Source organism: Piscinibacter defluvii, from assembly GCF_004011805.1.
Classification (GTDB): domain Bacteria; phylum Pseudomonadota; class Gammaproteobacteria; order Burkholderiales; family Burkholderiaceae_C; genus Piscinibacter; species Piscinibacter defluvii.
On the sequence record NZ_RCHJ01000004.1, the window covers coordinates 100,225 to 120,948 of the forward strand.

Genomic DNA, 20,724 nt, shown 5'->3' on the forward strand with positions numbered 1-20,724 from the left:
CTCGTCAGCCCGCCGGCTCGAAACCCACCGTCACCTTCAAGCCGCGCCCGTCGGCGCGCGGCGCGAAGCGCACCGCGAGCCCGTGCAGCGCCGCGACACGCCGCACGATCGACAGGCCGAGCCCGCTGCCCGACTCGTCCTGCCCTTCGGCGCGGTGGAAGCGTTCGCCGAGCCGCTCGAACTGCGCCGGCGCGATCGGCTCCGCGTCGTTCTCGACCTCGAGCGCATGTTCGCGGAAACGCAGCACGACGGTGGATCCGGGGGTCGCGTAGCGCACCGCGTTGTCCAGCAGGTTGCGCAGCAGCACGGTGAGCAGGTCGGGGTCGCCGAGCAACGCGAGCGGCGCTCGCGCGCCGCCCTCCAGGCCCTCGCAGGACAGCTCGACGCGGCGCCGCTCGGCCAGCGCGAGGCAGTCGCCCATCGCCTGGGCCACGATCTCCGGCCAGGCGATGTCGCGCTGCGCCACGGCGGAGCTGCCCGACTCCAGTCGCGCCAGCGCCAGCATCTGCGTCACCAGCCGGTCCAGCCGCGCCAGTCCGCGGTCGAGCTGCGCCTCGGCGCGCTCGCGCTCGGCGCCCGGCGCGGCGCGGCGCAGCACGTCCCACTGCGCGCGCAGCACGGCCAGCGGCGTGCGCAGTTCGTGTGCCGCATCGGCGGTGAAGCGGCGCTCGTGCGCGAGCACCGCCTCGATGCGGCGGAACAGGCCGTTCATCGCGTCCAGCAGCGGGCGCAGCTCGATCGGCGCGGTCTCGACACGCACCGGCTGCAGCTCGTCGGCGCCGCGCGCGCGCAGCTCCGCGCTGAGCTGCTCGACCGGCGCGAGCGAGCGCCGCACCGCCCAGGCCATCGCGACCAGCAGGATCGGCAGCATCGCCAGCCAGGGCAGCAGCTGCGAGAGCGTCAGGTCGTAGCTCAGTTCGTCGCGCTCGTAGACACGCTGGCCGGCGGCGACCAGCCGGCTGCCGTCGAAGGACTGCAGGTAGTAGACACGCCAGGCCTCGCCCTCGATCTGCAGGTCGACGAAGCCGGCCGCCTCGCTCCGGTAGGGCAGCAGCACGCCCTCGCGGTCGGCCACGCCGAGCCGGCCCTGCGCGTCCCACACCGCGATCGCCAGGTCGCGCATGTCGGCCTCGCCGCTGGAGCCGGCGTCCGCCGGCAGCGGCGCGGTGCTGCCTACCGGCATCGCCACCGCCACCTGAACCTGGCGCGCCAGGCGGATCATCTCGGTGTCGAACAGCTCGTCCACCTCGTGGCGCGCGGCCCGCAGCGACAGCAGCATCGCGACGCCCCAGACCAGCGGCGCGCTGATCAGCAGGTACAGCAGCAGGCGGCGTCGCAGGCTCACGCTTCGTCGCCGCCCTGCGCCGCGCCGAGCGCATAGCCCACGCCGCGCACCGTGCGCACCACGTCGCGCGCGAGCTTGCGGCGCAGGTGGTGCACGTGCACCTCGAGCGTGTTGCTCTCGAGCGTCTCGCCCCAGTCGTACAGCTTCTCCTGCAGCTGCGCCTTGGAGAGGATGCGCCCGGGGTTGGCCATCAGGGCCTCCAGCAGCGCGAGTTCGCGTGCCGTCAGCTCGACCGGCCTACCCTGCCAGACGACGCTGCGCGCGGCCGGGTCGAAGCTGAGCGCCCCATGCTCCCAGACCGACTTGCTGCGCCCGCTGCGCCGGCGCGCCAGCGCGCGCAGGCGCGCCGCGAGCTCGTCGACGGTGATCGGCTTGACGAGGTAGTCGTCGGCGCCCGCGTCCAGCCCGGCGATGCGGTCCTCGACGCCGTCGCGCGCGGTCAGGATCAGCACCGGCACCTCGTGGCGCGCGCTGCCCCGCCAGCGCGCCAGCCAGTGCATGCCGTCGCCGCCGGGCAGGCCGAGGTCGAGCACGACGGCGTCGTACTCGGCACCGGCCAGCGCGGCGTCGGCGCGCTGGCCGTCTCGGAACCAGTCGACCGCATGGCCGAGCTGGCGCAGCCCGGCCGCCAGCGCGTCGCCCAGCAACGGGTCGTCCTCGACGATCAGCACGCGCATGGGGACTCGCTCAGGCGAAAGCGCGCAGTCCGGCGATCTGGCGCAGCGCCCGCTCGAACACCTCGGGCGGCTGCCCGCCCTGGATCAGGTGCTGCCCGTTCACCACCACCGAGGGCACCGCGGTGATGCCGAGCTGCTGCCAGTGGCGCTCGCGCTCGCGCACCTCGGCGACGAAGGCGCCGCTGTCGACCACCCGTGCCGCCGCGTCGGCGTCGAGCCCGGCCTCGGCCGCGCAGCGCAGCAGCACCTCGCGCGCGCCGGGGTTCTCGCCACGGCCGTGGTAGGCCCGCAGCAGCGCGTGCTTGAGGGCCCGCTGCGCGGCCGGGTCGGTCGTGCCGGCCCAGTGCAGCAGGCGGTGCGCGTCGAAACTGTTCCAGGTGCGCGAGCGGGCCTGCAGGTCGAACGCGAAGCCGACCGCCGCGCCGCGTTCGCGCAACGCGTCGCCGTTGCGCCGCACCTGCTCCGGCGTGATGCCGTACTTGCGTGTCAGGTGCTCGACGATGTCCTCGCCCTCCGGCGGCATCTGCGGGTTCAGCTCGAAGGGCTGGAAGTGCAGCTGCACGTCGATCTCGCCGGCCAGGCGCTGCAGGGCGATCTCCAGCGCGCTCAGCCCGACGGCGCACCAGGGGCAGACGACGTCGGAGACGAAGTCCAGGGTCAGGGCGGGACGACTCATGCCGGGAGTCTAGGGCGGCGGAGCCGGCCACGCGCCGTGCGGGATCGCGTTCGCTGCGAAATCACAAGAGCTTGTGCCCACTTACGTCAACCGGTGACGCTCGGCTCGACACATGCGTACACATCCGAGGGGCGCAGGGCCGAAAGATTTGGGATAATTTTCCCAATCATGGACATCGCGACCCACACCCACCAGGTCCTGACGGCCGCCCTGCGCAAGCTGCTGCGCCCGCTGTTCCGGGTGCTGCTGCGGCAGTCGATGTCCTTCGTCGCCTTCGAGGAGCTGGCCAAGCGGGTCTACGTCGAGGTGGCGATGAACGAGTTCGCGATCGAGGGCAAGAAGCCCTCGATCTCGCGCGCCTCCATCCTCTCCGGCCTGACGCGCAAGGAGGTGCAGCGCCTGCTGGCCGAGGCGCCCGGCTACGAGGGCGACAGCGGCGAGCGCTACAACCGCGCCGCGCGCGTGCTGACCGGCTGGACACGCGACACCGAGTTCCTGGGCGAGGACGGCGAGCCGCGCGCCCTGCCCTTCGATGGCGACACCGGCTTCGCGGCACTGGTGCGGCGCTACAGCGGCGACATGCCGGCGCGGGCCGTGCTGGACGAGCTGGTGCGGGTCGGCGCGGTGCGGCGACGCGAGGACGGTCAGCACGAACTGGTGACACGCGCCTACGTGCCGCAGCGCAGCGCGGCCGACAAGCTGGCCATCCTGGGCGTCGACGTGGCCGACCTGGTGGCCACCATCGGCCACAACATGGAGCACGGCGAGGCCGACCCGCGCTTCCAGCGCAAGGTGATGTACCACAGCATTCCGGTCACGGCGCTGCCGGCCTTCCGCAAGCTCGCGGCGGCGCAGGGCCAGGCCCTGCTCGAGCGGCTCGACCGCTGGCTGCTGGCCCACGACAGCGACATCCCGGCCGACGGCTCGGGCCCCGAGCGGCGGCGGGTCGGCGTCGGCATCCATTACTTCGAGGGGCCGGCCAGCGGCTCGACCCCGGACTCCCAAGGAGAACTGCCATGAACATGCGTCGTTGGCTGACCGGCCTGGCCGGTGCAATCGCCATGCTGGCCGCGGGCTGCGGCGGCGGCGGCGGGATCGGCGGCACGGGCGCGCCGATGGGCACGATGCGCGTGTCGGTGACCGACGCCCCGGCCTGCGGCTACGACGAGGTCAACATCACGGTCGAGAAGGTGCGCGTGCACCGCAGCGCCAGCGCCAGCCCGGACGAGCCGACCGGCTGGTCCGAGATCGTGCTGAACCCGGCGCGCCGCATCGACCTGCTGACCCTGACCAACGGGGCGCTCGAGGAGCTCGGCGAGATCGAGCTGCCCGCGGGCACCTACCAGCAGATCCGCCTGGTGCTGGCCGACAACGCCGGCACCAGCCCGCCGGCCAACTCGGTGGTGCTCTCTGGCAGCGGCGACGAGATCGCCCTGACCACGCCCAGCGCCCAGCAAAGCGGCCTGAAGCTCAACGCCGACGTCGAGGTGCCGGCGGGCAAGGTGCTCGACGTGGTGCTCGACTTCGACGCCTGCCGGTCGGTCGTCAAGCGCGGCAACTCGGGCCGGTACAACCTGAAGCCGGTGATCAGCGTGATCCCGGTGCTGTCGGACGCCGGCCTGCGCGTGGTCGGTTATGTCGACCCGGCGCTGGTCGGGCCGGACACCGCGGTCTCGGTGCAGACCGCCGCCAGCGGCGTGCCGCCGACGCTGGTCAAGGCCACCATCCCGGACAGCACGGGCCGTTTCGTGCTGCGCCCGGTGCCCGAGGGCAACTACACCCTGGTGCTGACCTCGCCGACCCATGCCACCGCGGTGATGACCGGGGTGCCGGTGACGGCGGCCGCGCCGACCACGGTCAGCACGCAGCAGTTCCCGCTGGCCCCGGCCGCGGCCGCCTCGGCCCCGGTGACGGTGTCGGGCAGCGTGCAGCCGGTCGATGCCACGGTGCGCGTGCTGCAGTCGCTGACCGGCGGCCCGACGGTCGAGATCGGCTTCGTGCCGGTGGACGGCGACACCGGCGGCTTCGTCACCGCGCTGGGCCTCGCGGCACCGCTGCGCACCGCCTACCCGGCACCGGCGAACGCGCCCATCACCTTCACCGCCGATCCGGGCGCGGCGGGCCTCTACACCCTCGAGGCCGTGTCGGGCGGCGTGGCGCAGGCGGCCGAGGTGGACGTCAACGTGGCGCCGGTACCTCCGGTTACCTTCGTCTTCCCCTGATGGCGACAATTTCAGGAGAACCCGCATGATGAAGACACGCGTCCTGTCCGCCGCCCGCGAGATCAGCCACTGGCGGCACTTCTTCCGCACACGCGACGCGGCGCTGCGGCGCGCCGGCACGTCGAGCCTGCCGTTCGAACGGGACGACACCCACCCGGACACTCTGTACCCGCCCACCGAGTGGGCCGAGACCGAGTGGCCCGACACCAACATCGAAGCGCCGGCGCGCTGACCCGCACCGGCCTCTCCTGGAGCCTCCCCGCATGAAGACCCTTGCCACCCTGGCCCTGGCCCTCGCGGCCGCGCCCGCCCTCGCGCAGACCAGCGTCGGCGTCTCGATCGGCATCCACCAACCCGGCGTCTACGGCCGCATCGACATCGGCAACTTCCCGCCGCCGCCGGTGATCTACCCGCAGCCGGTGGTCATCGCGCCGACGCCGGTGGCGGTCTACCAGCGCCCGGTCTACCTCTACGTGCCGCCGGGCCACCAGAAGGACTGGCGCAAGCACTGCCGCCGCTACGCCGCCTGCGGCCAGCCGGTGTACTTCGTGCAGGAGCAGTGGGTCGTCGAGCGCTGGGACGAGCGGCGCGGCCGCGGGCGTGGCGACGACCATCCCGGCCGCGGCCACGGCAAGGGCAAGGGCAAGCACCGCGACGACTGATCGTCCCGGCCCCGCGGGCCCGCCTCAGTAGCCCACGCTCGCGCGCAGGCCGAAGACGCGCAGCGCGGGCGCCCGGCCGTCGCCGCCCGGGCGGCGGATCCACTGCAGATCGGGCGAGAGCTCGATGTGCTCGTTGAGCGTCCAGCGGTAGTACAGCTCGGCCAGCGTCTCGCTGCCGCCGGCCGCGTAGCCGACCAGCGTCCCATCCGCCGTCGCGGCGCGCCAGGCGCCGTCCGTGCCGATCCGTCCGAGCGCGAGGCCGACCGCATCGTGGCCGCGTCCCCAGGCGCGCCCGCCATGCTCGAACCCGAGCGTGAGCGCGCGGTCGAAGTGGCCGTCGCCGCGCAGGCGCCGGCCCCAGCGCCCGAACAGGTTCCACTCGCGGCCGACGCGCTGGTCGACGGACACGCCGACGCCGGTGTGGCGCTGGCGCTGCTCGTCCAGCCCGAGCGTGCGGCCGTTGCTCCAGGCGTAGAGCCGGTAGCTGGCGCGCGGCTCGCCGTTGATCTGCAGCGGCGCCAGCTCGAACTGGCCGATCACCAGCGGGCGCCCGGGCGAACCGCTGAAGTTCGCCCCCGCCCCGGCGCCGAACACGCCGACCGAGGCGCCCCAGGCCCATGAACCGTCGGTGTCGAAGTAGCCGGCCCGCAGGCCCGGCGCGAAGCCGTACGCATCGGCGCCGATGTCGCCGCCGGAGTCGAGCAGCGGGTTGTGCACGAAGGCGTTGTTGAGGAACTGGGTGGCCTCGTCGCCGGCCGCCGCGTTCTGGTCGAAGAAGCCGAACAGGTCCATCTTGCCGGCGGTCAGTTCGACGCGCCGGCCCTTCTGGTCGTTGAAGCCGCCGGCATCCAGCGTCCACTCCAGCTGCACCCAGGCCTGGGCGAGGATCGCGAACGAGTCGTCCGGGCCGGCGGCCGTCTCGAAACCGACCGAGTTGACCGTGCTGGTGTGGGTCGGGCGCAGCGCGACGCCGGGGCCCTGGCCGAAGCGCAGGTGCGCGAACGCGGTCGCCTGGGCGTCGCCCACGGCACCGGCGGGCAGCTCGACCGTCAGATCGCCGCGGTAGCCCAGGCGCGTGGCATCGCGGCCGTCGGCACTGCCGCCGGCGTTCACGCGCTGGCCGACGGCGACGACGCTCGCCCCGATCGTCGGCCCGTCCGCCGGCGCCTCCTCGACCGGTTCGGCACTGCGCGTCAGCGCATCGACGCGCTGCTCGAGCTGCTGCACACGCGCGGTGCCCCAGCCGCCGGGCGCCGCCGAGGCGGCCGCCGCCGGCGCCTGCAGCGCGCGCAGCTGGCGCTCCAGCTCGGCGTTGCGCTGCTCGAGCTGGGTCAACCGCTCCAGCACCTGGCGCAGCTGCGCGGCCACCGCGTCGTCGGCCGCCCGGGCCGACAGGCCCAGGGTCAGGCCGAGCAGCAGCACGCCCATGTTCCTCGCGCGACGCGCGGTCGCTCCGACCGGCTAGGTCATCGCTCCCTCCTTGTGGGCCTAGAATGACTACAAACACAAATCGTTCTCATTTATCATAACCCCAATCCGATCCAGGATACGACGCCGTCAGCCGAGGAGAGACATCGATGCACAAACGCGACTTCATGCGCAGCGCCGTGGCGCTGGCCGCCGTCCTGGGCAGCGGCGCGCTGCGGGCCGAGGGCGTGGACGCCGCCGCGGTGGCGCAGCACCATGCGGCGCTGGTCGAAGCCAGCTACCGCGATGCGCTGGACGCCGCGCTCGAGCTGCAGAAGGCCGTGCAGGCTTTCGTGGCCGCGCCGACCGCCGACGGGCTGGCGCAGACGCGGCGGGCCTGGCTGGCGGCCCGCGAGTGGTACGGCCTGACCGAGGCGTTCCGCTTCTACGGCGGCCCGATCGACGACGACAAGGGACCCGAGGGCCGGCTCAACGCCTGGCCGCTGGACGAGGCCTATGTCGACTACGTCAGGGGCAAGCCTGCCGCGGGCCTGGTCAACGACCGGCGTGTCGCGCTGTCGAAGGCGGTGCTGTCGCGCTACAACGAGCGCGGCGGCGAGGAGAACATCTCCTGCGGCTGGCACGCCATCGAGTTCCTGCTCTGGGGCCAGGACCAGGACGAGGCGGGCCCGGGCAAGCGCCCGTTCGCGGACTATGTCGACGGCCAGGCCGCCAACGCCGACCGGCGCCGCCAGTACCTGCTGCTGGTCACCGAGCTGCTGATCGACGACCTGCGCTACCTGGCGGCGGCCTGGGCGCCCAACACGCGCAACTACCGCGCCGGCTTCGAGCGCGGCGGGCTCGAGTCGATCCGCAAGATCATCGTCGGGCTCGGCTCGCTGTCGCGCGGCGAGCTGGCCGGCGAGCGCATGGAGGTGGCGCTGAACACGCAGGACCAGGAGGACGAGCACTCCTGCTTCTCGGACAACACGCATCGCGACATCGTGGCCAATGCCAGCGGCATCCGCAATGTCTGGGAGGGCCGCTTCAAGCGCCGCGACGGCAGCCTGCTCGAGGGCCCGTCGCCGGCCGCGCTGGTGGCGACGCGCGACGCCGCGCTGGCCGAGCGCGTGAGCCGGCAGATCGCCGCCTCGGTGAGCGCCGCCGAGGCGATCCAGGCGCCGTTCGACCGCGAGATCATCGGCGGCCGGGACGCCCCCGGGCGGCAGCGCATCCAGAAGACCATCGACAGCCTGGTGCAGCAGTCCAAGGACCTGGTCGAGGCCGCCGCGGCGATCGGCATCACGCGCCTCACGCTGGTCAAGCCGACGTGATGCGGCTGCTGACGCCGCTGCTGCTGGCCGCCGGCCTGGCCGCGCCGGCCTGGGGCGACGAGGCGCCGCCGGAGCGCACCGCGGGCGAAGCCACGGTGTTCGCCACCGGGCGCAACGCCTTCTCGTTCCCGCTTGCCACGCTGGACGACGCCGAGCGCGCCCGCTTCGCCGTGGGCAACAGCTTTTTCCGCCGCAACTGGGTCGAGGCGCCGGCCTCGACCCGCGCGCGCGACGGGCTCGGGCCGCACTTCATCGCCCGCTCCTGCGGTGGCTGCCACGTGCAGGACGGCCGCGGCGCACCGCCGGCGCGCGGCGAGCCGCCGGTGGCGCTGCTGCTGCGCCTGTCGGTGCCGGGGGTCGGGCGCCAGGGCGGCGTACAGCCGGAGCCGACCTATGGCGACCAGCTCAACAACAACGCGGTCCAGGGCGTGCGGCCCGAAGGCCGGGTGCGCATCACGCAGCGCACGATCCGCGGTCGCTTCGCCGACGGCACGCCGTACCGGCTGCAGCAGCCGATCTACCGCATCGACCGGCTCGCCTACGGGCCGCTGGCGCGCGGCACGCTGGTCTCGCCGCGCATCGCGCCGCAACTGGCCGGCGTCGGCCTGCTGGAGGCGATCCCGGAGGCCGAGATCCTCGCCAATGCCGCCGCGCAGGCGGCCGCCCCCGGCCCGGTGAAGGGACGGCCGAACCATGTGTGGGACGACTTCAGCCAGTCGCAGCGCATCGGCCGCTTCGGCTGGAAGGCCAACGTCGCCACGCTCGCGCACCAGACCGCCGGCGCGTTCCACGGCGACATCGGCATCACCTCCGAGCAGCACCCGCAGGAGGCCTGCACGCCCGCCCAGGCCGACTGCCTGGCCGCGCCGCGCGGCGGCCACGACGGCGCGCCGGAGATCGATGCGCGCACGCTGTCCGACGTGGTCTTCTACCAGGCCACGCTGGCGCCGGCCGCGCGGCGCGGGGCCGCCGACCCCCAGCTGCGCCAGGGCCAGGCGCAGTTCGAGCGTGCCGGCTGCGGCACCTGCCATCGGCCCAGCTACCTGACCGGCAGCAGCCCGCTGCCCGCCATGGCCAGCCCACGCCTGGCCGGCCTGACGATCTGGCCCTACACCGACCTGCTGCTGCACGACATGGGCGAGGCGCTGGCCGACGGCCGGCCCGACGGCGAGGCGAACGGACGCCAGTGGAAGACGCCGGCGCTGTGGGGCATCGGCCTGATCCCCGAGGTCAACGGCCACCGCCGCCTGCTGCACGACGGCCGCGCCGACGGCGTGCTGGAGGCCATCCTGTGGCATGGCGGCGAGGCCGAGGCGAGCCGCAACATCGTGCTGCAGATGCGGCGTGCCGAGCGCGAGGCGCTGGTGCGTTTCGTGGAGTCGCTGTGAGGCGGCGCGAGGCGGCAGCCGCCGTGCTGCTGCTGGCCGGCGCACCACGCGCCTCGGCCCAGGGCGACTGGCGGCGCGTCGCGGTGCCGGTGTACTCGCCGGCGGCGGTGGTGCGCGGCCTGCTGCACGATGCCACCCTGCCGCGCGCACGCGCCTTCGCGCAGGCCGCCGGCGCGCTCGTCACGACGCTGCGCGACCGCTGCGGACCGGCCGCGCGTGCCGCCTGGCGCGAGGCACTGGTGGCGTGGAGCGAGCTCAACGCGATCGCCTTCGGTCCGCTGCTGCAGCGCCGCTCGGCGCGCCGCATCGACTTCCAGCCGGTGCGCCCGGCGCTGCTGGCGCGTGCCGTCGAATCGGCCCCGCAGGACGAGGCGGCGATGGAGCGCATCGGCAGCGCGGCCAAGGGCTTCGCGGCGCTGGAGGCGCTGCTGTGGTCGCCGCGCCCTGCGCCGGCCGACTGCGCCTACGCGCTGCAGGCGGCGCTGGACCTGCAGCGCGAGGCCGATGCGCTGGCGCAGGACTTCGGTGGGCTGGAACATGCCGACGACACGACGCTCGCCGGCCTGTTCGGCGAACTGCTGAACCAGTGGATCGGCGGCCTCGAGCAGCTGCGCCTGCAGGCCATCGAGCGACCGCTGCGCGAAAGCCTCACGCGCGGCGCGCAGGCCTTTGCGCGCCACCGCAGCGGCAGCGACGCGGCCGAGCGCGCAGCACGCTGGCGCGCGCTGCGCGGGCTGGCGCTGTTCGCCGGTGCGGCCGCGCCGCCGCCGGGCGCGGGGCTGGCGCCGTGGGAGACGGTGCTGCGCGGCCAGGGCCTCAACCCGCTGGCCGACCGCCTGCGCCAGGCCGCGCTGCGGGTGGACGCTCCGCTGCGCGACGGTGGCCGCAGCCCGGCCGCGCTGCGCCGGGCGGCGCGCCAGCTCGCTGCGCTGAAGGCCCTCGCCGAAGCCGAGCTGGCCCCGGCGCTGGACGTGCGGGTCGGCTTCTCCGACGCCGACGGCGATTGAGCATGCACCGGCGCGACTGGCTCGCCGGCAGCGCTGCACTGCTGCTGGCCGCGGCGCCGACCCGGGCCGCGAGCATGCCGCGCCTGGCCGCCGCCTGGGACGATGCCGAGGGCCGCCACCATGCCGGCTGGCTGCAGCCGCAGCGCGGCCGCCTGCAGGTGCTGCGCTCGATCGAGCTGCCCACGCGTGCCCACGGCCTGTGGATCGAGCCCGATGGTGCGCTGCTCGTGGTCGCGCGCCGCCCGGGCGAATGGCTGCTGCGCTGGCGCGCCGGCGCGCCCGCGCAATGGTGCTGGAGCGAACCCGAGCGGCGCTTCTGCGGCCACGTGATCGCCGCGCACGGCGCGCTCTACACGACCGAGGCCGAGCTCGACAGCGGGGCCGGCCGCGTGGTGCGCCGCGATGCACGCAGCCTCGCGCCGCTGGCCGACGGGCCCAGCCACGGCATCGACCCGCACCAGCTGCTGTCCGATGCCGACGGCAGCCTGCTGGTGGCCAACGGCGGCGTGCCGACGCGGCCGGAAAGCGGGCGCCTGAAGCTCGACCTCGATCGCATGGACCCGTCGCTGGTGCGCCTGGACGCACACCGCGGCACGCTGCTCGGGCAGTGGCGACTGCCCGACCCGCGCCTGTCGATCCGCCACCTCGCGCGGCATGCCGACGGCACCGTCGGCATCGCGCTGCAGTCCGAGCACGACGACGTGGCGCGGCGGGCCGCGGCACCGCTGCTGGCCTTGTTCGATGGCCACGCGCTGCGTGGGGTCGAACCACCGCGTCCGCTGGCGGGTTATGCGGGCGACATCGCGGCCACCCGCGCGGGCTTCGTGCTCGCCGCCACACGCGCCGGCGGGCTCGCGCACTGGCGCAGCGACGGCACCTGGGGCGGCTTCGACGCCTTGCCCGAGGCCTGTGCGCTGGCCGCGCGTCCGCGCGATGCTTGGTGGGCCGGCGGGCACGGGCAGGTGCTTCAGGCCACCGACACCGGCTCCACCCACCGCGTGACCAGCGCGCTGCGCCTGGACAACCACTGGCTGTCGCGCGATTGAGCGGGATGGTTCACATCAGCGTGCCTATCAGTGTCATTGGCCCGCTTGCATTGAGACTGCCGCACCCGGCTCCTAGACTGGCTTGGCCTTTCCCACACCACAGCCGAAGGAGTTCAGCATGTCGAACGAAGCGAAGTGCCCGTTCCCGCACGCCGCACCGAGCAACGCGAAGGCCGGGGGCCGCAGCAACCGCGACTGGTGGCCCGAGCAGCTCAACCTCGCCATCCTGCACCAGCACTCGCCCAAGTCCGACCCGATGGGGGCGGGCTTCGACTACGCGAAGGAGTTCAAGACCCTCGACCTCGATGCGGTGGTGAATGACCTGCGCGCGCTGATGACCGATTCGCAGGACTGGTGGCCGGCCGACTGGGGCCACTACGGCGGCCTGTTCATCCGCATGGCCTGGCACAGCGCCGGCACCTACCGCATCGCCGACGGACGCGGTGGCGCGGGCCACGGCAACCAGCGCTTCGCGCCGCTGAACAGCTGGCCCGACAACGGCAACCTCGACAAGGCGCGCCGGCTGCTGTGGCCGATCAAGCAGAAGTACGGCCGCAAGCTCTCCTGGGCCGACCTGATGATCCTGGCCGGCAACGTCGCGCTCGAGTCGATGGGCTTCAAGACCTTCGGCTTCGCCGGCGGCCGGCCGGACATCTGGGAACCCGAGGAAGACATTAACTGGGGCACCGAGATGAAGTGGCTCGCCACCAGCCAGGAGGCGAACAGCCGCTACTCGGGCGACCGCCAGCTCGCCGACCCGCTCGGCGCGGTGCAGATGGGCCTGATCTACGTGAACCCGCAGGGGCCCGACGGCCACCCCGACCCGGTGGCCTCAGGTCGCGACGTGCGCGAGACCTTCGCCCGCATGGCGATGAACGACGAGGAGACGGTGGCCCTGGTGGCCGGCGGCCACACCTTCGGCAAGGCGCATGGCGCCGGGCCCGAGAGCCATGTCGGCCCCGAACCCGAAGGTGCCCCCATCGAGGAGATGGGCCTGGGCTGGAAGAACAGCCTCGGCACGGGCCGCGGTGTGCACACGATCACCAGCGGCATCGAAGGCGCGTGGAAGCCCAACCCGACGAAATGGGACATGGGCTACTTCGACATGCTGTTCGGCTACGAGTGGGAGCTGACGAAGAGCCCGGCCGGCGCGCACCAGTGGACGCCGAAGAACTGCAGGCCGGAACACCTGATTCCCGACGCGCACGACCCGTCGAAGAAGCACCCGCCGATGATGACCACGGCCGACCTGTCGCTGCGCTTCGACCCGGCCTACGAGAAGATCTCGCGCCGCTTCCACCAGGACCCGGCGGCCTTCGCCGACGCCTTCGCGCGGGCCTGGTTCAAGCTGACGCACCGCGACATGGGCCCGCGTGCCCGCTACCTCGGCAAGCTGGTGCCCGAGGAGGTGCTGGTGTGGCAGGACCCGGTGCCCGCCGTTGACCATCCGCTGGTCGACGCGCAGGACATCGCGGCGCTGAAGGCCAAGGTGCTCGCCTCGGGCCTGTCGATCGGCCAGCTGGTGCGCACGGCCTGGGCCAGCGCCTCGACCTTCCGCGGCAGCGACAAGCGCGGCGGCGCCAACGGCGCGCGCATCCGCCTCGCGCCGCAGAAGGAATGGGCCGCCAACGACCCGGCCGAGCTGGGCCGGGTGCTCGCGAAGCTGGAAGGCCTCCAGAAGGAGTTCAACGCCTCGGCCGCGGGCGGCAGGAAGGTCTCGCTGGCCGACCTGATCGTGCTGGCCGGCGGCGCCGCCATCGAGGCGGCGGCGCAGAAGGCCGGGCACACGGTCAGCGTGCCCTTTGCGCCCGGCCGCACCGATGCGTCGCAGGACCAGACCGACGTCGGGTCCTTCGCGGTGCTCGAGCCGCGCGCCGATGGCTTCCGCAACTACGTGCGCAAGGGGCTGGAGGCCGCGGTGCCGGAGCTGCTGGTCGACAAGGCGCAACTGCTGCGCCTGACCGCGCCCGAGATGACCGTGCTGGTCGGCGGCCTGCGCGTGCTGGGCGCCAACGCCGGCGGGTCGAAGCACGGCGTGTTCACCACGCGGCCCGAGACGCTGTCGAACGACTTCTTCGTCAACCTGCTCGACATGGGCACGCAGTGGCAGAAGTCAGCGACGGAGGGTGTGCTCGAGGGCCGCGATCGCAAGAGCGGCGCGCTGAAGTGGACCGCCACGACGGCCGACCTGGTGTTCGGCTCGAACTCGCAGCTGCGCGCGCTGGCCGAGGTCTACGGCTGCGCCGACGGCGAGGCGAAGTTCGTGCGGGACTTCGTGGCCGCCTGGGCCAAGGTGATGAACCTGGACCGCTTCGACCTGGGCTGAGCCGCACGGCTCAGGACGCCGCCGCGCCCTTTATCTGCAGACCCTTGCAGGGGTCGTCGCGGGGCGCGGCCGGCGTCACCCAGACCAGGTCGTACTCGCTCGCCGTGGTGGCCTGGCCCGGCTCGACGAAGCCGACGGCAAGCAGGCGCCGGCCCGGCAGCTGCGGCGCCAGCAGCTGCGGCACGCCGTAGTCGCGCCGCACATGGCCGTTGCCGGCGATCAGCAGCACCGGTCCGCGTGGCTGGGCGACCAGGGCCTCGCGCAGGGCCTGTGCCATCGCGGCGTCGCGCCCGCGCTGCGCCCACACCATGCCCGGCATGCGCGCGGCCGGCAGCTGGCCGCAATGGCCTTGCTGCAGGTCGTCCTCGAGTGCACGGCGCGCCTGCGGCGCCAGCGGCGCGGCGTCGACCGGCGCACGCAGCTCGGCCGGCAGCGCCTCGCCCCCCTCGCGGGCCAGGCGGCGGGCCAGTTCGCGCGGCAGGTTGCCGCCGCGCACGCCATGACCGGCTCGCGCCGCCGCGGCGAACACCGGCTCGTGCGCGGGCCAGGCCCAGCCCTCGGCATCGAAGCCGGCGCGCACCAGAGCGTCCCGCAGGGCGGCCCGGTCGGCGTCCGGCGGCAGCGCCGGCGCCGCGCCGCGCGGCAGCTGCTCCACCACCACCGTCGTCGGCGCGCCCAGCGCGGTCAGCAGTTCGGCGCGTATCGCGTGGTGGTGGGGGTTGTCGTGCAGCTCGCCGAGCAGCACCACGTCGCTGGCACGCAGGCGCTCCATCAGCTCGGCGCGCGTGAGGCTGCGGCCGCTGGTGGTCTCGACGATGCGCTGCGCGGGCGCGTGCAGCCCCGCGCAGCCGCCCAGCAGCGCAAGCACCAGCACCCCACGCAGCGACCGGATCAGCACGCACCGATTCTGACGCAGGCGCGCCCCGCGCCCGCGGACTACCAGCGGTAGGTCAGCGACGCCACCGCATTGCGCCGCGCGCCCCACCAGCAGTCGCCACGTGCGAGGCAGTTCGAGACGTAGACCTTGTCGGTCGCGTTGTTGACGTTCAGCGCGGCGCGCCAGTGGGCGGACTCCCAGGCGAACATCAGGTCGAGCAGGTTCACCGCCGGCACCTCGGGGGCGGCACCGTCGGCGTAGGCGCTCAGGAAGCGCCAGCCGGCGCCGGCCGAGAAGCCCGGCAGCCCGGCCAGCGTGAAGCGCCACTTGGCCCACACCGAGGCCTGGTGGCGCGGCGTGTTCTCGAGCTGCGGGTCGAGCTCGGTGTACTGGTAGCTCGCGAGCAGGTCGATGGCCGCGCCCAGGCGGCCGCTGGTCTCGAGCTCGACGCCGCGCGCCCAGGTTTCGCCGAGCTGCGCGTAGACGTTGGGCGTGACCTCGACCACGCCGTTCTTCTCCTTCAGGTCGTAGACCAGCGCGCTGAAGGCCAGGGCATCGCCACCCGGCGGTTCGTACTTGACGCCGGCCTCCCACTGCCGCCCGCGCAGCGGGTCGAAGGACCGCGCCCCGATGTTGGCCACCGGCGTGAACGACTCGCTGTAGCTCAGGTAGGGCGCCCAGCCGTTGCCCCATCGGTGCATCAGGCCCAGGCGCTTGCTGGTCGCGCTGGTCTTCTCCTGCGTGCCGGGCGCGGGCTCGCTGGTCGCGCGGTCGTGGCGCAGGCCGGCGACCACGATCCAGCGCTCGCCGAGCGTCATCTGGTCCTGCAGGTAGAGGCCGACATGGCGCTGGCCCGACTCGCCCTTGTCGAACATCTCGGGCGGCGTGAAGCCGCCGTAGACCGGGTCGTAGGCGTCGATCAGCGGTACGGTGCCGCCGGCGTAGACCGGTGCGTCGAAACCGGTGCGGCCGTTCTGCGTGAAGCGCACGGCGTCCAGCCCGGCCAGCAAGGTGTGGCGCACCGCGCCGGTGACGAGCCGGCCTTCGACATGCTGGTCGGTCGCGAGCAGGCGCACCTTGTTCAGGTCGGCATAGGCGTAGCGGCCGAACAGGCGCTTGCCGACGGGGTCGCCGGCCCAGCTGCCGGGCAGCGAGAACGAATCGCCGTAGAGCGAGCGGTAGTCGACCTCGTTGCGGCTCCACCTCAGGTTCTGGCGCAGCGTCCAGGCCTCGTCGAGGCGGTGCTCGAACAGCCAGCCGAAGCTCTCGCGGTCGGTGTCGTAGCGGTCCCAGCCCGGCTCGCCGATGAAGCGGTTCGTCGGCAAGGTGCCGTTCGGGTTCGGCGAGACCATGCCCTCCCAGGGGAAGAACTGCGAGGTCGAGCCGGTGCGGTCACGCTGCACCAGGCCCTGCAGCGTGAGCGAGGTGGCCGCGCTCGGGCGCCAGGTCAGCGAGGGGGCGAACACACGCCGGTCGTCGGGAACGAAGTCGACCTGCGTGTCGGCCTGGCGCGCCACCGCCACGAGGCGGTAGAGCCACTGGCCGTCGGCCGTCAGCGGGCCGGTCAGGTCGGCCTGCAGCTGGCGGCGTTGCCAGCTGCCGAGCTGCAGCCCGACCTCGCCGGCGGCTTCCGCCTGCGGGCGCTTGCTGACCATGTTGAGCACGCCGCCGGTGCTGCCCTGGCCGTACAGCAGCGCCGAGGGGCCGCGCAGCACCTCGATGCGCTCGAGCGTGAAGGGCTCGGTGCGGCCGTTGCTCGTGTACCAGTTGAACAGCTTGCGCAGGCCGTCGAGGTACTCGTCGGGATAACCGCCGCGGATGCGCACCGAGTCGGTCCGCGAGTCCAGCCCGTAGGCGTCGGAGCGCACGCCGGCGGCGTAGTTCAGCGCGTCCTGCAGGTTGGTGGCGCCCTGATCGATCATCTGGTCGCGTGTGATCACGGTCACCGCCGCCGGGGTCTCCGCGATCGGCGTGTCCGTCTTGTTCGCGCCGAGGTTGCGCGTGGCACGGTAACCGCTCACCGGGCCGGTGGGGCTCTCGCGTTCGGCGCTGGCGCGCACGCGCACGGCGGGCAGCGTGGCCTCGGGGGCCGAGGCGGCCGCGGCCGGCGCCGGCGTGGCCTGCGCCAGCGCCGGGTCGGCCAGCAAGGGCACGAGCGCCAGCAGCCAGCGGCCGGCGCAGCGGGAGGGTGGAGTCATCGAAGCGTTCCTTGCGGTTCGGAAAGGGAGCGAGTCGTCGCGCCGGCGGGGCCGGGCGCGGCGCGCGCCTCGTCGGGCAGCGGGCGCGGCTGCCGGCGCTGGAGCCACAGGTAGAGGCCGCTGCCCAGCACGACGATGGTCACGAGGTCGAGCAGTGCCCAGAGGATCTTCATCGGCAGGCCGCCGTAGTCGCCGAAGTGCAGCGGCTGGGACACCAGCAGCGCGGTCAGGTACCAGGGCAGCGTCGGGGCGGCGGTGGCCTCGCCGCTGCGGGCATCCACCAGCACCGGCTGCAGCAGCTTCGAGCTCAGGGGCGTCTGGCCGCGCAGGAACACGGTGTGGTGGTGCGGGCTCGAGAACGCCGTGCCCGGGAAGGCGATGAACGACAGCCGCTTGTGAGGCTGCTGCGCCAGCGCGACGTCGAGCGCGCGCTGCACCGGGCCGCGCCGGGCCTGCGGCACGACGGGCTGGCCGCGGTAGGGCGCGAGCAGCGTGTTCATGGTCTCCACCTGCCAGGCCTTGACCAGCAGGTCGGCCCAGGTGTTGATCACGCCGGTCGCGCCGACCACCAGCGCCCACACCAGCGTGACGATGCCCAGCAGGTTGTGCAGATCCAGCCAGCGGACCCGCGGCGAGCGGTCGCGCCGCACCGTGCCGAACTCGAGCTTGCGCATGAAGGGCGCGTACAGCACGACGCCGGAGACGATCGCGATCACCAGCAGCAGCCCCATCGCGCCGAGGAAAAGCTTGCCCGGCAGGCCGGCGAACAGGTCCACGTGCAGCTTGAACATCACCCACATGAAGCCTTCGTCGAAGCGCGGCTCGGCCAGCACCTGCGCCGTGCGTGCATCGACGGCCACGGAGCGGAAGTCGTCGGTCGGCTCCGGCGTCGGCGTCAGCGTGACGAACCAGATGCGGTCGTCGTCCTCGTCCTGCGAGACGAACTGCACCACACGCTCCGGGTGGCGCGCGCGGGCCGCCTGCAGCACCGCGTCGAGGCTGGCGCGCGGGCCGCGGTGGTCGATGTCCGGGGCCTCGACCTCGGTGCCGGTCAGGTGGCCGATCTCGTGGTGGAAGATCAGCGGCAGGCCGGTCAGGCACAGCAGCAGCATGAAGACGGTACACACCAGGCTGCTCCAGGTGTGCAGCCAGGTCCAGGTGCGCAGGGCGCGGGCGCTTGCCATGGTGGTCGGCCCTCAGAAATCGACCGAGCCGGACAGCACGAACGTGCGCGGCGTGCCCAGCACCAGGTAACCCGCCCCCGGGTAGCCGCCGGCCGAGGCCCAGTAGCTGCGGTCCGCGACGTTGTCGATGCGCGCGCGCAGCGCCACCTGCTGCGCGCCGAGCGCGAGCAGGTAGCGGGCCCCGATGTCCAGGCGCGTCCAGGCCGGCACGCCCTGGGTGTTGGCCGCGTCGGCGAACTGCGCTGCGGTATGCAGCACGCGTGCGTTCAGCGCCAGGTCGGGCCAGGCCGGCAGGTCCCACTCGGTGCCGAGGTTGAACTGGGTCTTCGGCGCGCCGATCGCCTGCTTGCCGCCCACGTCGGTGTCGAGCCGGCTGGCGCCGCCGAGCAGGCGCCACCCGGCGGCGGGCTCGCCGTAGACCGAGAGCTCCAGGCCGCGGTTGCGCTGGCGGTCGGTCTCGGTGAAGCGGTTCTGCGCGTCCACGCCGTAGATCGGCTTGCGCGCCTGGAACACGCTCAGCGTGGCACCCACGCGGCCCGCGTCGAGCTTCACGCCGACCTCGGTCTGCCGGGTCCGGTAGGGCGCGAACACCTCGCCCGCGTTGACGACCGGCGCACCGCCGGCCTGCGCGGGGGCGGTGTCGCCCTTCACCAGGCCCTCGACGTAGGTGGCGTACAGCGACAGCGACCTGCCCGCCCTGACCACCGCCCCCAGCACCGGCGTGACACGGCTCCTGTCGTAGGCCCCGTCCTCGATGCGCTGGTGGCGCGCACCCAGTGTCAGGCGCAGCGTGTCGTCGAGCAGTGCCAGCGTGTCGGCCGCCGCCAGGCTCGCGGTCTTCGTGTCGCTGATCGTCTCGCCCGGGAAGGCGCCCAGCGCCGGCGGGTCGAACGCGACCGGTGCATGGAGCGTGCCGGCGCTGACGCCGGCGAAGTCGGAGAAGTCGAACGGCGCGTTGGTCTTCGCGCGGTAGCGCGCCGCGGACAGCACCAGCGCGTGGCCGACGGCGCCGGTCTTCAGCGTGCCGCGCACGCCGAGTTCGCCGGTGGCGATGCGGTCGCGCCGGGTCCCGGCGAAACGCAGGAAGTTCAGCGTGCCGGCGGCGTCGACCACGGTCGGGTTCGCGAGATCGTTGCTCTCGTCGCCGCGGCGCTGCCCGTAGGCAGCCCACAGCGTCCAGTCGGGCGCGAGGTCGAGCTCGGCACGCAGCGTGCCGAAGGTGTCGCGCTCGGTCGACGCGGTCCAGGCCTGGCCGACGTTGCGCCGCGCCTCGGGTGCCGCGAGGATGGGCACGCCGGCCCCGAAGGTCACGCTCGGCTGCGCGCCGTGCAGGCGCAAGTCCTGCCAGCCCAGGTCGGCCGACACGCGCACGAGCGCGCCGCGGTAGTCCAGGCCGAGCGCGACGAGGCTCAGCGCGTGTGTCTCGTTCTCGACCTCGGTCCTGCCGTCGCGCCGCACCGCGTTCAGCCGCAGGCCGACGCTGCGGTCCGGGCCGAAGCGGCGCGCGATGTCGGCCGCCGCCTGGCCCTGGCCGCCACTGTCGGCGCCGAGCGTGAGCGTGGTCAGCGCCTCGTTGGGCGCGCGCTTGGGCACCACGTTGATCGAGCCGCCCAGCCCGCTGCCGCCCGGCGCCGCGCCGTTGAGGAAGGCGCTCGCCCCGCGCAGCACCTCGACCCGCTCGACCAGCTCGGCCGCCAGGACCTGGCGCGGCAGCAGGCCGTACAGGCCGTTGTAGGCCACGTCGTCGGAGAACACCGGCAGCCCGCGCACGAGGTAGACCTGCTGGTAGTTGCCGAAGCCGCGTGCGATGCGCACGCCCGGGTCGTTGCGCAGCACGTCGCCGATGCTGGTGGCCTGCTGGTCCTGGATCAGCGTCTGGGTGTAGCTGGTGGTGTGGAAGGGTGTGTCCATCAGGTCCTGGCTGCCCAGTACGCCGACCCGCCCGCCGCGCGCCACCTGGCCCCCGGCATACGGCGCCGTCAGGCCCCCGGCCGAGGCGTCGGCGCTGGCGCTGACGGTGACCGCCGGCAGCGTGGTCTCGGGCGCGCTGGCCGCCGCGGCAGGCGCGGCGGGCGCTGCGGTCTGGGCCTGGACGAGCAGGCTCGCGGCGGCCAGGGCGACGGCTGTGACCGGCAGGTGGTACGTCATAGGGGCTCGTGGGGGGTGTCGGATGTTTCGAGGGGGTCGCTCGCGCGCGGCGGGGCAACGAGGAGGTGGCGCGCGATCACGGCCAGCGGCAGGCCCAGCGCCAGCCAGGCCCAGGCATCGCCCCAGCCGTCCGAGACCAGGGCGCTGAGCAGCCCGCTGGCACACAGCAGGCCGAGGGCGACCGGCCAGCCCCACAGGCGCGTGTTCATGCCGCCTCCCCGGCCTGC

18 protein-coding genes are annotated in these 20,724 nt (G+C 73.6%); 9 read left to right on the plus strand and 9 right to left on the minus strand.

The features are described 5' to 3' along the window. Window positions 1-4: 4 nt before the first annotated feature. The 3 genes from D9C15_RS13200 to D9C15_RS13210 are packed head-to-tail and all read right to left on the minus strand — an operon-like array spanning window position 5 to window position 2,698. Window positions 5-1,345 carry an ATP-binding protein gene (locus tag D9C15_RS13200; protein ID WP_127997924.1) on the minus strand — a complete coding sequence of 447 codons (1,341 nt, stop codon included), beginning with the start codon at window positions 1,343-1,345 and terminating at the stop codon, window positions 5-7. After that, window positions 1,342-2,022, minus strand: coding sequence for a response regulator (locus D9C15_RS13205; protein ID WP_127997926.1), 681 nt, complete (start codon window positions 2,020-2,022; stop codon window positions 1,342-1,344). The genes D9C15_RS13200 and D9C15_RS13205 overlap by 4 nt, the downstream gene beginning before the upstream one ends. A 10-nt stretch (window positions 2,023-2,032) precedes the next feature. Next, window positions 2,033-2,698 carry a DsbA family oxidoreductase gene (locus tag D9C15_RS13210; RefSeq protein WP_127997928.1) on the minus strand — a complete coding sequence of 222 codons (666 nt, stop codon included), beginning with the start codon at window positions 2,696-2,698 and terminating at the stop codon, window positions 2,033-2,035. 168 nt (window positions 2,699-2,866) lie between these two features. Between D9C15_RS13210 and D9C15_RS13215 the strand changes: the two genes are divergently transcribed. The 4 genes from D9C15_RS13215 to D9C15_RS13230 are packed head-to-tail and all read left to right on the plus strand — an operon-like array spanning window position 2,867 to window position 5,582. Beyond that, a complete protein-coding gene (locus D9C15_RS13215) occupies window positions 2,867-3,718 on the plus strand; it encodes a DUF6502 family protein (protein ID WP_127997930.1) in 852 nt (283 codons plus the stop codon). Then, entirely contained in the window at window positions 3,715-4,920 is a 1,206-nt protein-coding gene (locus tag D9C15_RS13220; protein WP_127997932.1) for a DUF4382 domain-containing protein, read from the plus strand. Before D9C15_RS13215 ends, D9C15_RS13220 begins: the two co-directional genes overlap by 4 nt. A gap of 25 nt (window positions 4,921-4,945) precedes the next feature. Next, window positions 4,946-5,152 (plus strand): hypothetical protein, encoded by a 207-nt coding sequence (locus tag D9C15_RS13225; protein WP_127997934.1) that lies wholly within the window; start codon window positions 4,946-4,948, stop codon window positions 5,150-5,152. Between the two features lie 31 nt (window positions 5,153-5,183). Further along, window positions 5,184-5,582 carry a hypothetical protein gene (locus tag D9C15_RS13230; protein WP_127997936.1) on the plus strand — a complete coding sequence of 133 codons (399 nt, stop codon included), beginning with the start codon at window positions 5,184-5,186 and terminating at the stop codon, window positions 5,580-5,582. A 24-nt stretch (window positions 5,583-5,606) separates the two neighbouring features. Here the strand turns inward: D9C15_RS13230 and D9C15_RS13235 are convergent, their stop codons facing one another. Next, window positions 5,607-7,010, minus strand: a complete 1,404-nt coding sequence (locus tag D9C15_RS13235; RefSeq protein ID WP_127997938.1) for a carbohydrate porin — start codon at window positions 7,008-7,010, stop codon at window positions 5,607-5,609. 149 nt (window positions 7,011-7,159) lie between these two features. Here D9C15_RS13235 and D9C15_RS13240 point away from each other — a divergent pair, with 149 nt between their 5' ends. The 5 genes from D9C15_RS13240 to katG all read left to right on the plus strand — a co-directional run bounded on the left by D9C15_RS13240 (window position 7,160) and on the right by katG (window position 14,090). Further along, window positions 7,160-8,323, plus strand: a complete 1,164-nt coding sequence (locus tag D9C15_RS13240; RefSeq protein ID WP_240668401.1) for an imelysin family protein — start codon at window positions 7,160-7,162, stop codon at window positions 8,321-8,323. After that, a complete protein-coding gene (locus D9C15_RS13245) occupies window positions 8,323-9,711 on the plus strand; it encodes a di-heme oxidoreductase family protein (protein ID WP_127998796.1) in 1,389 nt (462 codons plus the stop codon). The genes D9C15_RS13240 and D9C15_RS13245 overlap by 1 nt, the downstream gene beginning before the upstream one ends. Next, on the plus strand, window positions 9,708-10,718 hold the full coding sequence (locus D9C15_RS13250) for an imelysin family protein (protein WP_127997940.1): 1,011 nt from the start codon (window positions 9,708-9,710) through the stop codon (window positions 10,716-10,718). Before D9C15_RS13245 ends, D9C15_RS13250 begins: the two co-directional genes overlap by 4 nt. A 2-nt stretch (window positions 10,719-10,720) precedes the next feature. Continuing rightward, window positions 10,721-11,764 (plus strand): DUF1513 domain-containing protein, encoded by a 1,044-nt coding sequence (locus D9C15_RS13255; RefSeq protein WP_240668402.1) that lies wholly within the window; start codon window positions 10,721-10,723, stop codon window positions 11,762-11,764. 118 nt (window positions 11,765-11,882) lie between these two features. Continuing rightward, a complete protein-coding gene (katG, locus tag D9C15_RS13260) occupies window positions 11,883-14,090 on the plus strand; it encodes a catalase/peroxidase HPI (RefSeq protein ID WP_127997944.1) in 2,208 nt (735 codons plus the stop codon). Between the two features lie 10 nt (window positions 14,091-14,100). On the opposite strand, the gene D9C15_RS13265 is transcribed toward katG, so the two are convergent. Genes D9C15_RS13265 through D9C15_RS13285 form a run of 5 tightly spaced genes read right to left on the minus strand, consistent with a single transcriptional unit; the run spans window position 14,101 to window position 20,706 of the window. Then, window positions 14,101-14,988, minus strand: coding sequence for a ChaN family lipoprotein (locus D9C15_RS13265; RefSeq protein ID WP_127997946.1), 888 nt, complete (start codon window positions 14,986-14,988; stop codon window positions 14,101-14,103). A 38-nt stretch (window positions 14,989-15,026) separates the two neighbouring features. After that, complete coding sequence (locus D9C15_RS13270; RefSeq protein WP_127997948.1) at window positions 15,027-17,165, minus strand: TonB-dependent siderophore receptor; 2,139 nt, start codon at window positions 17,163-17,165, stop codon at window positions 15,027-15,029. Further along, the gene (locus D9C15_RS13275; protein ID WP_127997950.1) at window positions 17,162-18,349 is read right to left on the minus strand and encodes a PepSY-associated TM helix domain-containing protein; all 1,188 of its coding nucleotides are present in this window, start codon (window positions 18,347-18,349) and stop codon (window positions 17,162-17,164) included. The genes D9C15_RS13270 and D9C15_RS13275 overlap by 4 nt, the downstream gene beginning before the upstream one ends. Before the next feature lie 12 nt (window positions 18,350-18,361). Then, window positions 18,362-20,497: a TonB-dependent receptor gene (locus tag D9C15_RS13280; RefSeq protein ID WP_127997952.1), complete on the minus strand. Its 2,136-nt coding sequence runs from the start codon at window positions 20,495-20,497 to the stop codon at window positions 18,362-18,364. After that, window positions 20,494-20,706: a hypothetical protein gene (locus D9C15_RS13285; RefSeq protein WP_127997954.1), complete on the minus strand. Its 213-nt coding sequence runs from the start codon at window positions 20,704-20,706 to the stop codon at window positions 20,494-20,496. Before D9C15_RS13285 ends, D9C15_RS13280 begins: the two co-directional genes overlap by 4 nt. Between the last annotated feature and the right edge of the window lie 18 nt (window positions 20,707-20,724).

Bases quoted from the DNA above. Each gene is read 5' to 3' on its own strand.
- D9C15_RS13285 (WP_127997954.1), bottom strand. From the start codon at position 20,706: ATGAACACGCGCCTGTGGGGCTGGCCGGTCGCCCTCGGCCTGCTGTGT.
- D9C15_RS13270 (WP_127997948.1), bottom strand. From the start codon at position 17,165: ATGACTCCACCCTCCCGCTGCGCCGGCCGCTGGCTGCTGGCGCTCGTG.
- D9C15_RS13255 (WP_240668402.1), top strand. From the start codon at position 10,721: ATGCACCGGCGCGACTGGCTCGCCGGCAGCGCTGCACTGCTGCTGGCC.
- D9C15_RS13205 (WP_127997926.1), bottom strand. From the start codon at position 2,022: ATGCGCGTGCTGATCGTCGAGGACGACCCGTTGCTGGGCGACGCGCTG.
- katG (WP_127997944.1), top strand. From the start codon at position 11,883: ATGTCGAACGAAGCGAAGTGCCCGTTCCCGCACGCCGCACCGAGCAAC.
- D9C15_RS13215 (WP_127997930.1), top strand. From the start codon at position 2,867: ATGGACATCGCGACCCACACCCACCAGGTCCTGACGGCCGCCCTGCGC.
- D9C15_RS13275 (WP_127997950.1), bottom strand. From the start codon at position 18,349: ATGGCAAGCGCCCGCGCCCTGCGCACCTGGACCTGGCTGCACACCTGG.
- D9C15_RS13245 (WP_127998796.1), top strand. From the start codon at position 8,323: ATGCGGCTGCTGACGCCGCTGCTGCTGGCCGCCGGCCTGGCCGCGCCG.
- D9C15_RS13225 (WP_127997934.1), top strand. From the start codon at position 4,946: ATGATGAAGACACGCGTCCTGTCCGCCGCCCGCGAGATCAGCCACTGG.
- D9C15_RS13220 (WP_127997932.1), top strand. From the start codon at position 3,715: ATGAACATGCGTCGTTGGCTGACCGGCCTGGCCGGTGCAATCGCCATG.
- D9C15_RS13230 (WP_127997936.1), top strand. From the start codon at position 5,184: ATGAAGACCCTTGCCACCCTGGCCCTGGCCCTCGCGGCCGCGCCCGCC.
- D9C15_RS13280 (WP_127997952.1), bottom strand. From the start codon at position 20,497: ATGACGTACCACCTGCCGGTCACAGCCGTCGCCCTGGCCGCCGCGAGC.
- D9C15_RS13210 (WP_127997928.1), bottom strand. From the start codon at position 2,698: ATGAGTCGTCCCGCCCTGACCCTGGACTTCGTCTCCGACGTCGTCTGC.
- D9C15_RS13235 (WP_127997938.1), bottom strand. From the start codon at position 7,010: ATGGGCGTGCTGCTGCTCGGCCTGACCCTGGGCCTGTCGGCCCGGGCG.
- D9C15_RS13240 (WP_240668401.1), top strand. From the start codon at position 7,160: ATGCACAAACGCGACTTCATGCGCAGCGCCGTGGCGCTGGCCGCCGTC.